The sequence below is a fragment of the uncultured Roseovarius sp. genome, from assembly GCF_913054395.1.
Classification (GTDB): domain Bacteria; phylum Pseudomonadota; class Alphaproteobacteria; order Rhodobacterales; family Rhodobacteraceae; genus Roseovarius.
Genome location: NZ_CAJXIP010000099.1, coordinates 1 through 13062, shown reverse-complemented (window position 1 = coordinate 13062; position 13062 = coordinate 1). Strand labels below are relative to the sequence as shown.

At 56.0% G+C, this 13062-nt stretch carries 10 protein-coding genes; all 10 read left to right on the top strand.

The window, feature by feature from the left end; all coding sequences use genetic code 11:
- Positions 1 to 127: 127 nt before the first annotated feature.
- Positions 128 to 841 (top strand): phosphotransferase, encoded by a 714-nt coding sequence (locus QZ522_RS13325; RefSeq protein ID WP_294612384.1) that lies wholly within the window; start codon positions 128 to 130, stop codon positions 839 to 841.
- A 7-nt stretch (positions 842 to 848) separates the two neighbouring features.
- The gene (locus tag QZ522_RS13320; protein WP_294612382.1) at positions 849 to 3290 is read left to right on the top strand and encodes an FAD-dependent oxidoreductase; all 2442 of its coding nucleotides are present in this window, start codon (positions 849 to 851) and stop codon (positions 3288 to 3290) included.
- Positions 3291 to 3596: 306 nt separating this feature from the next.
- The gene (locus QZ522_RS13315; RefSeq protein WP_294612380.1) at positions 3597 to 4685 is read left to right on the top strand and encodes a GlxA family transcriptional regulator; all 1089 of its coding nucleotides are present in this window, start codon (positions 3597 to 3599) and stop codon (positions 4683 to 4685) included.
- Between the two features lie 315 nt (positions 4686 to 5000).
- Entirely contained in the window at positions 5001 to 6077 is a 1077-nt protein-coding gene (locus QZ522_RS13310) for an integrase family protein (protein ID WP_294612377.1), read from the top strand.
- Positions 6074 to 7045 (top strand): hypothetical protein, encoded by a 972-nt coding sequence (locus QZ522_RS13305; RefSeq protein WP_294612375.1) that lies wholly within the window; start codon positions 6074 to 6076, stop codon positions 7043 to 7045. Before QZ522_RS13310 ends, QZ522_RS13305 begins: the two co-directional genes overlap by 4 nt.
- A 98-nt stretch (positions 7046 to 7143) precedes the next feature.
- Entirely contained in the window at positions 7144 to 7362 is a 219-nt protein-coding gene (locus QZ522_RS13300; protein ID WP_294612372.1) for a helix-turn-helix domain-containing protein, read from the top strand.
- Positions 7359 to 8000 (top strand): helix-turn-helix domain-containing protein, encoded by a 642-nt coding sequence (locus QZ522_RS13295; protein ID WP_294612369.1) that lies wholly within the window; start codon positions 7359 to 7361, stop codon positions 7998 to 8000. Before QZ522_RS13300 ends, QZ522_RS13295 begins: the two co-directional genes overlap by 4 nt.
- Before the next feature lie 403 nt (positions 8001 to 8403).
- Entirely contained in the window at positions 8404 to 9519 is a 1116-nt protein-coding gene (locus tag QZ522_RS13290) for a DNA repair exonuclease (protein ID WP_294612366.1), read from the top strand.
- Positions 9520 to 12138 (top strand): hypothetical protein, encoded by a 2619-nt coding sequence (locus QZ522_RS13285; RefSeq protein ID WP_294612363.1) that lies wholly within the window; start codon positions 9520 to 9522, stop codon positions 12136 to 12138.
- Between the two features lie 406 nt (positions 12139 to 12544).
- Positions 12545 to 13062, top strand: a 518-nt coding sequence (locus QZ522_RS13280; RefSeq protein ID WP_294612361.1) for a hypothetical protein, incomplete at its 3' end; no start/stop codon positions are given.

Below are 13062 nucleotides of genomic sequence, written 5' to 3'. Positions count from 1 at the left end.
GATCTGGCAGGCGCCACATCAGGCCGCGTTGCTTAGTGGTGGGATTACCAATTTCAACGTCATGCTAACGGACCAAAACTGCCGCTATGTAGTGTGAGTAGGGCAGGACATTCCAATCCACCAGATCATGCGGTTCAATGAGCTGGCTGTGCACAGGGCAGCCCATGCAATTGGGGCAGCGCCGCGTGTCGTACATTCTGAACCCGGCATCATGGTGCTGGAGTTCATCGATGCCGGGCCTTTGGACGAAGACGCGGTGCGGCAGGATGCCATGCTGGAACGCATTTTACCGCTGTTGAAACACTGCCACACCGGGGCAAAGCAGGCGTTGCGTGGCCCGGTTCTGATGTTCTGGGTGTTTCATGTCCTACGTGACTATGCGGCGACACTGCGGGACGGAAGATCCACCTATCTCCCCTTATTAGAGCCGTTTTTGGCAACAGCCGACCAGTTGGAACAGGCGGTTGGGCCGGTGCAGCTGGTACTGGGGCACAACGATCTGCTGGCTGGTAATATTCTGGATGACGGCAGCCGGTTGTGGTTGTTGGATTGGGAATATGGCGGCTTCAATTCACCGCTGTTTGATCTGGCGGGCCTCGCCTCCAACAATGGGCTGAGCCCGGCGCAAGAGCGCTGGATGCTAGAGAGTTACTTCGAGACTCCGCTGACCGATCAGCTGTCGCATCAATATCATGCGATGAAATGTGCCTCGCTGCTGCGTGAAACAATGTGGAGCATGGTGTCAGAAATCCACTCTGAGATCGATTTTGACTACCGACAATACACTGCCAAAAACCAAGAGCGATTTGACACAGCGCTGTCGGATTTCCAAAATATGTGAGGACGTTATGAGTTCAATTCCTTCCAGCGCCAAGGTTGTCATCATTGGCGGCGGTATTGTCGGCTGCTCAACAGCCTATCACCTGGCCAAGCTTGGCATGACGGATGTGGTGCTGCTCGAACGCAAAAAGCTGACGTCAGGTACGACTTTCCATGCGGCGGGCCTTGTCGGTCAGCTGCGCTCGAATGCCAATATCACCCAACTGCTGGGGTATTCGGTCGATCTCTACACCAAGCTCGAGGCGGAAACGGGTCAGGCGACCGGCTGGAAAATGAACGGCGGGCTTCGGCTGGCCTGTAATGAAGAGCGCTGGACCGAGGTGAAGCGGCAGGCGACAACGGCCCATTCCTTCGGCCTCGAAATGCAGCTTTTGACCCCGTCCGAGGCCAAAGACCTCTGGCCACTGATGACGGTCGATGATGTTGTCGGCGCGGCTTACATGCCCACCGACGGGCAGGCCAACCCATCGGACATCACCCTGTCGCTCGCCAAGGGCGCACGCCAGGCCGGTGCCACGATCCTTGAGGACACCAAAGTTACAAAAATTGAACTCGAGGACGGCGTGATCAAAGGTGTTACGACCGAGAAAGGTTTCATTGAGTGCGAGAAGGTGATCCTTTGCGGGGGGCAGTGGACGCGGGCATTTGCCCAGACCGTGGGTGTCAACGTGCCTCTGGTGCCGATGGAGCACCAATACATGGTGACCGAACAGATCGACGGCGTCACGTCCGACTTGCCGACACTGCGCGATCCTGACCGGCTCACCTATTACAAGGAGGAAGTCGGCGGTCTCGTGATGGGCGGGTACGAGCCCAACCCGATCCCCTGGGCAGTAAACGGCATCCCCAAGGGCTTCCACTACACGCTGCTGGGGTCAAACTTCGATCATTTCGAACAACTGGTGGAATTGGCCATGGGGCGCGTTCCGGCACTGGAAACCGCCGGGATCAAGCAGCTGGTCAATGGGCCCGAGAGCTTCACACCGGACGGCAATTTCATCCTCGGCGAAGCGCCGGAACTTAAGAACTTCTTCGTGGGTGCCGGGTTTAACGCCTATGGCATCGCCGCAGGCGGCGGTGCTGGCATGGCCTTGGCCGAGTGGGTCGCCAAGGGCGAGCCGCCTTTCGATCTCTGGCCGGTGGATATTCGCCGCTTTGGGCGGCCGCATTTCGATACCGACTGGGTGCGCACCCGTACGGTCGAGGCCTATGGCAAGCACTATACGATGGCCTGGCCATTTGAAGAACATAGCTCGGGTCGCCCCTGCCGCAAATCTCCGCTTTACGACAAACTGTCCGCAAAGGGCGCTTGTTTTGGCGAAAAGCTGGGCTGGGAACGGCCAAACTGGTTTGCCGTGAACGGGATGGAACCCAAGGATGTCTACAGCTTCGGCCGTCAGAACTGGTTCGATGCCGTGGGCGAGGAGCACAAGGCCTGCCGCGAAGCGGCAGTTTTGTTCGATCAGACCTCTTTTGCCAAATTCACACTCAAGGGCCCCGAAGCCGAGGCCGCGCTAAGCTGGATTGCGGCCAATGACGTGGCCAAGCCGGTCGGGTCTATCGTTTACACACAGATGTTGAACGACCGGGGCGGGATCGAGTGTGATCTGACCGCCGTGCGCGTGGCGAAGGATGAATACTATATCGTCACGGGGACCGGTTACGCGACCCATGATTTCGACTGGATCTCCAGCAACATACCAAAGGGGATGAATGCGCAGCTGGTCGACGTGACCTCTTCCTACGCGGTGCTTTCCCTGATGGGGCCAAAGGCACGTGACATCCTCGGGGCCGTGACCCGCGACGACATTTCGAACGAGGCTTTCAGGTTCGGTACCGCAAGAACGATCGGCATCGCAGGCTGCCCGGTCAAGGCGCTGCGCGTCACCTATGTTGGCGAACTGGGGTGGGAGCTTCACCTGCCCGTGGAGTATGCAACTGCCGTCTATGACGCGTTAATGGACGCAGGCGTTGCGCACGGTCTGCGCGATGCGGGCTATCGCGCTATCGAAAGCCTGCGGCTGGAAAAGGGGTATCGTGCCTGGGCGTCCGATATCGGTGCGGACCACACCCCGGCGGAGGCCGGCCTGGCCTGGGCCGTAAAGCTGAAAAAGAACGTCGATTTCAAGGGCCGCGCGGCCGCCGAAACACAGCGCGATCTAGGCGTGAAGAAGATTCTCGCCTGTTTCACCACTGACCCGGAGGTCGTTCTGTCGGGCCGCGAGACCATTTATCGGAATGGCAAGCGTGTCGGCTGGCTGACCAGCGGAGGTTATGGCTACACTGTCGGAAAATCCATCGGGTATGGATATGTCCGCTCGGACGAGGTCATCGATTACGACCACGTCCTGAGCGGTGACTACGAGCTTGAGGTCGCAACCGACCGGATCTCGTGTGAGGTTCAGCTCGGCCCGCTTTACGACCCGAAAATGAACCGGGTCAAATGTTGACCGAGCAATGTCGCCGTGACGAAGGGGTGGTCTGTCCTCGGTCTTGGCTGCGCGTCGGGCCTCCTGGCGGCAACTTCCCGAGCCTGGGTTTGATGGCTTTCGGAAGTTTGTCCGCGCTTGAGGGCAGAGATCGGCATCCCAAACGGGATCAAGGCGAGTGGCGTGACCGATGACTGCCGGTGCAAGGCGTTGGCCGCGATGGCGGTGGTCGACCCCACCGCTTCGGGTCATCCAGATTCATTGAATGAGACGGATGTATTGTCAGTGCTGAAGGCGTCGCAGGAGAGCAAGTGAATCTGGCCAGAAATGAGCGGCTTGAGAAAGGCAGAGAAAATGGGACAGATGTACAAATCATTCTCTAAAGATGGCATGACAACATCCGGCAAAACGCGTCACGTCGCTTTTCTGCTTCTGCCCGGCTATTCGCACTATTCCTTTTCAGCCGCACTTGAGCCTCTTCGAAGCGCCAACATCGTCATGGGGCGGGATCATTTCTCGTGGTCCCTGATCGGTTGCGGAGAGCAACAGGTAACTGCTTCGAACGGCGTCGCCTGTGTCGTCGACCTGACACTCGAACAGGTCGGCACTTTGGGCGACGTCGTGGTGCTGGCGGGAAGTCATGCCGATCCCGTCACCACGGAACCTGCTGAGAAATGGCTGCGCTTTCACTATCGGCAGGGTGGGCGCATCCGGGCCGTGTCGTCCGGCGTGAACGTGCTGGCGCGCACCGGCCTGCTTGACAATAAACGGTGTGCTGCTCACTGGGAAGACACACCGCGGCTTCGAGAGATGTTCCCCCGAATAACAGTGACGGAAAACATCTTCGAGGCGGGCGAGCGGATTTCGACCTGTGCAGGCGGGGCCGCCAGCGCGCACATGATGTTGGCCATGCTGGAACGGGAGCTGGGTGCGGCGCTCGCCCTCAACGTAGCCACGCGTATGGTGATTGACCGTATCCGCGACGGTCGCGACAGTCTTAACGTGCTTCCGCATATCCGCTATGGCACCTCGAACAGGCTGTTATTGCAGGCGATCGCAATGATGAACGAAAATATCAGCGAACCCGTTCGCATCAAAGACATTGCAGTTCATCTAGGGGCCAGCATCCGCGCGCTCGAACGCCAGTTCAAGGCCGAACTGGGTGTGTCACCTGAGAAGTTCTATCGCCATATTCGCTTGTCGCGGGCAAGACAGCTTCTACAATACAGCGATCACAGCTTGATCGAAGTCGCTGCATATTGCGGATTCGGGACCACACAGATTTTGAAGAAGCACTACGAATGCATCTATGGAAAATCACCACGCGCCGAGCGGCAACGCTACCGGTCTTTTCTCGACGAGAACCACGATTCCGTGTCGGCTTCTATCCTCCACGAGGTAAATGCCGATTACTAGGGATGAACGAAGTGGCGGTCGGGTATCTGACGGGGCTATGAAACCGCTTGTACTAGCCTTCGATTTCGATGGCGTTTGCTATGCGCCACACTCCTTGAATGGTTCCACTTGACGCCCCCATGGGTATGAAATACTACCTCGATTTGTTGAGCGGGCGTTGTGTAATGGTAAGACCTCAGCCTTCCAAGGAAATGATTTGAGTTTCATCGTGTTGCACGCTCTTGCTAATCATTTCATTTTGTTGAAGAATGTTTTGCACCCAGCATCGTCATGTTGCGTGTACTTTCATACCGTTTCCGACAAAAAGCAGACAAAATGCCAAAGCTCACAGAGACGTACGCTCGCAAGGTTCCACCTGCAAAAACCGGCACCCAGAAGTACTGGGACAGCGAGATCAAGGGCCTCGTTCTCTTCGTAGGAAAGCGGTCCAGGACTTGGTATTTCCAGAAGGATGTTGGCGGGCAGACGAAGCGGATCCTGATTGGCCGCCATCCCACGATCTCGGCCGAGGCCGCAAGGCAGACGGCCATGGGCTTTGCTCTGGACATGGCACGCGGGGCAGGGCGGCAGGTGCAGATTGGTGCGCCCACACTTGAAGCGTCCATGGAGAGCTATCTCGCGCGGCCAAAGATCCGGTCAGAGCATCACAGGCTGACCGTTCGGGGGCAGTTTGACAAGCACCTCAAGGACTGGATGCGCCTGCCGCTGGACGAGATCAGCAAGGCCATGGTTGTCGATCGCCACCGATCGATGGCCAGGACGCCGTCTGCGGCCAATCACACGCTCAAGTATTTCAGAACCGTCTGGAACCACGCGCGCAGGACCCACGACCTGTCCGAGTGCCCGACGATGGCCATCGAGTGGTACGAGGAAAGGCCCTCCGGCGAGATCATTGACGACCTGAAGCAGTGGCGGCTGACCATTGATGGCCTCGATAATCCCATTCACCAGGTTTTCTACGAGCTGGTCCTCTTTACCGGCCTGCGCAAGAGCGAAGCCTTCACGCTGGAATGGCAAAACGTCCATGAGGATCACATCCATTTGCCCATGACCAAGAACGGCCGGAGCTTCGATCTTCCGATCCTGCAGCGGCACCACGAGATACTGGCGCCGGTCAGGGGTCTTGATCGCAGATGGGTCTTTCCGTCACCCAAGGGACCGGACGGCCGTCTCAACTCACCAAAGAGGCTCCGGTGGAGTCCGCATGCCCACAGGCGCACCTTTGCGACAGTGGCCATGGAAGCGGGTGTCCTCGAAGAGATCGTTGGACGACTGCTCAACCACACGCCGCTTTCTGTCACTGGCCAGCGATACACGAAACCTTCGCTCGATGCATTGCGCCCTGCAATGGAAACGGCCTGCGCCGAGCTTTCACTGCGGACGTCATCATGATCACAGTTCTTCCCGTGGATGATTGCGGAAAGGCGTCAGGCCAACCTCGAGATCTGCCAGAGGAGCAAGCGCACGATATGATCATGGCAGGACGAGCGACGCTGCATCCTCGTCAGGATGAGCCTCCATGGGTCTTACTGTCTGAGGCACAGAAGGCGCTGTCGGCAGTTGACCGAATTGGTCCGTCGGCAACGTCCGAGGCTCTGGAGCGCATATCGGCAGACCTGCTGCCTTCAGGTGTTCGGCAGACGACCCTCCATGGCGCGCACGTATCGTGGGCGCATTCCTCGTCCAAGGGTGAAGTGGCTTTCAGAAAGGCACTCTTGGGCCCAGTCGGACCTGTTCCAGGCCTCTCCCGTCAGATCAGTGATGCGCTGGCCTACCGACTGGCGCAGAAGAAGCCGGTCACTTTGGCTCATCGGCCATCAACGCAAGAAATCGAAACACTTGGTATTATCGACGTTCCAGATCGAGAAGAGCCCGATTGGGCGGTTGAGTGGCGGTGCTATGAAATCGGACGAGACTGGTTGGCGTTTCGGAATGCTTGTCTGGTGCTATCCGGAGAACTCGATGGAGCGCTGGAAACCGCGTTGCGCGAGGGCCGAATGCTTGTCGTAGAAGAACTTTTCCCCGGCGGGCGCCTGTTGCACCCTGATCGCTGGAAGGAAGAGAAATACGATCCTACCGATTTTCCCAACGACTGGTTTCTGCTGACCCGCGACTTGCCCGGCGAATGGTTCAGCTCGAAGGCAACGAAGCTTGGGCGCCCGCGTGGAAGAGGTGGATATGCAGCAAAAGATGCACCATTTGTTGATGTGATACTCGAAAGGCTGGATGAGAGTGAAGGTCTAACGGTTCATGGTGCCGTCGTGGATCTGGTTGATCAGCATGGGGATGAAATCCCCGGCGCATCGCATGAAGCGAAAGTGAGCCGGTTGATGAAACGCGTCCGCGATCTGCGGAGTTAGCGTCAGATTTCGCTCAATTAATCTCAAATACAATCAAATGCGGACCAAATCCAAGCCAGTGTAGCTCGGGGTAACGGCAAGTTACCTGGAGGTATGGGATGTCACTTAAAGAGCAATCTGACCTGAAGCTTCTGACCCGTTCAGAGGTCGAGGAAGAATACGGGATCGGGAAGCGGTACCTTGAAGTTGCGGCGACACGGCGCGAAGGCCCGGCGTTCATCAAGATCGGGCGCTCGGTTCGTTACAGGCGCGAGGACCTTGAGCGCTGGATCGTAGAGCAGCGAGTGGAAACTCGCGAGGCGCGTTCGCCTCTGTGAAAAAGAAGTCATCATATAACAAGCTCTTGAAGATAAACGAGGCATTCTGCGACAAGCGGCTGAAAGCGTCCGACAAGGTCGTGTTTCAAAGACTTGTCTGGCGGGTCAATCTCAAGAAAGGTGCGTGCTTTCCGTCAATCGGATTGATCGCGGAAGAGCTTTCGATGACAGATCGTGGCGTGCGAAAATGCATCTCCCGGCTCGAAAATGAGGGCTACATCAAGAGGTTTATTCACACAGGGCGCACCAAGGCAAATGACTACCTGATCCCGGGACTAAATACGGAACGACAGTTCCGAAAAACCGGAACGAACGTTCCCGAAAACGGGAACAGCGGTTCCGCCCATATTAAAAAAGAAAGAAAAAAAGAAAGAGAGACCAACGAGGGAAAAGTACCGGTCACCGGGGTTTCGCTCTCCCGCGGAAACGTGACGAAGAATAACGTGGCGGAAGGTCAGTTCCAGAAGCAACTGGCAGACGCATTCGGTGGCGGTGAGCAGGGATGGGCAATCGTGATGAGCGTACCGGCGGACCTGTTGGAGGAACTGGAATGTGGCTGTCTCAATGGATCGATCAGCATCGGGAAAGCGGTCTGCGTCATAAGCGACGAATGCACCACGGAAGTTATGAAACCCTAACTGCTCAACATCTCAAAATTGGATCGATAAAGGGTGGGGGAGGGGGAAAGACTGGAGGGAAAGCCTAGGGACCGGAGAGGGAGCCTTTATCCGCAGCAAACGGAAATTGAATAGAGAAATACACTCCCTCACGCCACAGATAGGTTGGACCGCACAAAGCTTCGCCCGGAAACCCAATCGCCTAAGAATGTATGGCGGTAAATGTCAATCGACGGACATTAGAGGTGGTCGCGGGAAAACGGGCTTTTTAAGATACTCTCAGGTTGGTAATTACAACTGCTAGACTTTTTACTTCCAACATGATCCGCTGATGCTCGGACTCTCTGCAGTTAGCTTAGCTGCCAATTGCTAATTTAAATTTTCTAAATCTGAAGAAATGCCTTGGCAGGAAGATAAATAATTAATGAAATTTATTCATTCCTCAGATCTACATCTTGGAAAAACTTTCGGGCGCTTTCCTGAAGATGTGCGGGTCCGTCTAAGGCAGGCCCGTGCGGAAGTCCTGCCTCGATTAGCGTCCTTGGCGCGAGACCATGCAGTCAGTCATATTTTGTTGGCGGGCGATACTTTTGATCAGACGACGCCTGCGCCATCGGTTATCCGGCAGGCGTTCAATATAATGCGAGCAGCCGATCATGTGACTTGGGTTTTGATGCCAGGAAACCATGATCACACGAATGCCACGGAACTTTGGCGGCAAGCGATACAGGACGCCCCGCCAAATGTAGCACTGCAATTAAAGGCGGAACCCTATGCTCTGAACGCGCAGGCGACCCTATTGCCAGCTCCCCCCACCGAGCGCCACCCGGGCCGTGATCTGACTGATTGGTTTGACAACGCCGCCACTGGAGAAACGTTGCGGATTGGGCTTGCCCACGGCTCCGTCACCAATTTCGACACCAGCGAAGAGGGCGCGTCCTCTGTTATAGCGCCAGATCGGGCACGACGTGCGGGGCTGGACTATCTCGGCTTGGGCGATTGGCACGGGCAGTTGCAGGTCGGACCTGAAACTTGGTACTCAGGCGCGCCTGAAGCAGATGGGTTCAAGCACGCTCGGACGCCGTCTGCATTGCTGATTGAGATTGCCGGAAAAAGCGCGCCTGCAGCAGTGACATCGCTGCCAACGGGGACCATCAATTGGCAGCGTGCCACGCTGGACCTAGCAGGTGGAGACGATTGTGAGACGGCGCATGAGGCCGTTTTGCCGTCCTTATCCGAGCGCGCGTTTACTCTTTTCAATCTGGTGGTCACGGGTCGTTCAGGTCCCTTGGGTCGCGTGGCGCTAGAAAAAGCCATAGCCAAAGTTACACCAGATTTTTTGTGGCATAGGGCGGATCTGGACGCATTGGGAATTGTGCATGACACTGCTGATCTCGATGTGATTGATCAGCAAGGGGCTTTGCGGGCTGCTGCTGAGGCTCTGGCAGAGGAGGCCACTGACGAGAATTTGTCGCCAGAGACACGCGAGACGGCCCAAGCTGCGCTGTCACATCTCTTTTCCTTTGCATTGGAGGCGTAAATGAAACTTTTAGCCCTCCACTTGACGAATGTGCGAAAATTCACTGGAAAACGTGCCTCTATCACGGGAATTGGCGATGGGATCACTGTCGTTTCCGAGCCAAACGAATTCGGAAAGTCGACTTTTTTCGATTCGATCTACGCCCTGTTCTTTGAAAAATACAGCTCCTCTGCCAAGCCGGTGAAATCGCTCCAACCCTATGCAGGGGGCGCGGTTGAGGTGGCCGCCGATGTGGAAACGGACGAAGGTGCATTTCGCGTTGAAAAGCGGTTTTTGTCTCGCAAATCTGCAAAAATCTCTCGATTGGCTGATGGAGTCGCAGTTGCGCAAGACGATGAAGCGGAGCGGTGGATTTCCACCCTTTTGGGCACTGGAAGCGAGGGGCCAGCCGGGCTTTTGTGGGTGCGTCAGGGCATTGTCGGACTGGAGCCGGACAGTGCCAAGGAAAAGACGCACTTGACGGAAACCCGCCGCGATCTCTTGTCGTCGGTGGCGGGTGAGATTGACGCCATGACCGGTGGCAGGCGAATGGACCGCGTGATGCGTCGTGTCGCCGAGAGCCTCAGCCAGATTACGACCAGAACAGGTCGTAAAGCTGGGGCATGGAAATCTGCGTCGGATGAGGTTGAGGAGCTTGACGCCGAGTTTGTCAGCGTGTCCACGCAGGTCCAAACGCTCAACCAAGCCCTGACAGATCGCAATCAAGCAGAAGCGTCTTTGAAACGTCTCGATAATCCCGATGCCAAGGCGCGGCGAGATGAGGCAATCACGGCGGCAAAAGCAGCAATGGAAAAAGCGCGCGCGCATGTCGGAGCTGTCGCTGCGGCGCGACAAGAGTGTGATTTGGCCGGGTTGAAAGCGAAAAGTGCAAAGTCCGATTTAGATGTTTTTTTGAACGCACTCGATATGCTGCAAAACGCAGAAAAGCAGGCGGAAAAAACCTCTATCGAAGCAAAGGAGGCCATGGTTGAGGTGCGCAATTTGAAGGCTGTTCTGGACGGAGCGAGAAGTCGCCACAAGGGTGCGATTGAGGCTGTCACCGAGGCCCGCAAACAGCTTGACTTGACGCGCCGCCAGATTGCGTCGCGGAAGGCCAAGGCAGAGGTAGCCCAGCTGGAAAAGCAGATCAAAAAAGCAGAAACCGCGTTGGGCGAACGCGATGCTGCCCGCGCGATAATCAAGGCGTCCAGCGCGACCCCTGAATGGCTTCAGTCTGCCGAAGAGGCGGGGGTAGAAGTTTCTAATCTAAAGGCCACTGTTGAGGCGCAGGCCACGACCCTTAATATTGCTTACGATAGTGCAGTCCGCATCACTCGTAACGGCGTGATTGTGCCTCCAGATCAGTCCGTTACGCTTGATGGTGAGACTAAACTCAATCTTCCGGGCATCGGGAGGATGACCATTCACGCGCAGGTGGTTGGTGAGGAAGGCAAGGCACGTTTGGCAAAGGCAAAATCTGTTCTGAAGGACCTTTTTTCTCTAGGCGGTGCAGCGAACATCCAAGAGGCACGCATATTGACCACTACGAGGGCAGAGGCAGAGAAAAAAGCGGACCTGGCGCAGGCGATTTTGGACACGCTTGCACCAAATGGCATTGAAACGCTGCGTACCGCCAAGGCGGATGCGGATTTGGCGGCAACTGGAGCGCATGATGATGAGCTTCCCGCCATCACCGATTTGGAATCGCTTCTTATGAAAGAGCAAGAGGCCGAAGAAGAGGCGCGTCGGCACCAGAGTACAGCCGAGTCTGAACATGCCTTTGCCCGCGAAACGACTGTCAAACTCCAAGCCGCTGCAGAGACGGCGCAGCAGGCGTTTGAACAGGCCAAAGCTGATGCTGGTCCAAAAGAGACACGTGACAGCCGCCGCGCTGAGCGTTTGCGCATTGAAGCACAGACAGGCGAGGCATTGGTCACGGCCAGAACCGCATTAGACACCTTGATCGCCGCCGCGCCTGATTTGGATACCGCCGCAGCTGAATTGAAACGCGCGGAAGATGCGATCAATGCGGCGCGTCAGGAGCGTGTGCAGATTGGAGAACATCTGGCCGCGCTCTCGTCTCAAATCAGGACGTTGGCCGGAAATGGCATTGAAGAGCACCGGGATGAGCTGGCGGGGCAACTTGAGGCTGCCCGTGCAACTGAGGCCCGCTTTGCGCGGCAGGCCGCCTCTTTGACTAGATTGCAGAGCGCATTGGACACCGAGCGCGACGCAGCGCGGGACACCTATTTTGGGCCGGTTCAAGAGGAGCTAAAGCCGCTACTCTCCATCCTGCACCGAGACGCAGCACTCAGTTTTGACAGTGAAAGCCTATTGCCCACCAGCTTGATGCGGGATCAGGCCGAAGAGACGTTTGACGATCTTTCAGGCGGGACTAAGGAGCAGATCGCCATCCTGACTCGCTTGGCTTTCGCCCGTCTTTTTGCTCGCCAAGGACGGCACATGCCTATCATTTTGGATGACGCGCTGGTCTATTCGGACGACGACCGGATCATCAAAATGTTTACTGCGCTCACTCGTGTAGCGCATGATCAACAGATTCTTGTCTTCTCTTGTCGTCAGTTGGCGTTTCAGGATCTCGGTGGAGCACGTCCGGCCGTGGAAATCGTTGAGGCGTAACTTCATTTAAGCGGCTTTACTTGAGGAATTCATTGGCCGTCTGTTAAATCATGCGTCGCGCTCCATCACAGGGTGGCGACCCTCCGGTCTATCGCTTCATGCACTCAGATTTGCAATGCAAGCGCTTTGCGCGGGGCTCGAAAAAAGTGTGCAGGTTAAATGGATGGAAAAGCCGTACATTGACGTTCGATGATCGTCGAGCCAGACCGCTTCGCACGTCATCCACCATGCGTCAAAAAAGAGCCTTTTTTAATAGGCATGGTGCTCTTTTCTTAACGACTAACAGTTGCTTGACGGAGCAGAATTTCTCGGTTGCATTATCCCCCTGATGGCAAACATACTGATGTCATCATCATCATCTTATGAGGGCAGGGGAACACACTATTTATTATTTTGGAGGCATTTAATGAACGATGGCACAGAAGAAAAGGCTTCCGACCCGTTGGTCGACACTCAAGCTCTGGACAATGAAACTGAGAACGATGCAGAGTCAAAGGCAACATTTGACATCAATCTTAATCTCCAAACTACACTTCGGGTGAATTTCGCTTCTGCGCAGAATGACGTGCCAGTTCTGAAGTCACTTTCACTCAGCAACAATGGTGAGAGTGCGCTGGAAGACCTCGATTTGACCATCGAGGCGCAGCCTCCCGTAATCAGGCCAAAAACCTGGAGAATAGATCGGCTTTCGGCAGGCCAAAGCCTTAATCTTCATGACCTTTCAACCCCACTCGACATTCCGCATTTATCAGGGCTGAACGAGACCGAAATCGGTTCACTTATGTTTAAGGTAACGAACGCAGAGGGAACGCTTTTCTCAGAAACTCGACGTCTGGAACTCCTTGCTCGCGATCATTGGGGGGGCCTCAGCGATATGGGCCGGTTACTTGCGGCATTTGTTTCGCCCAACGATGCGGTTGCAGC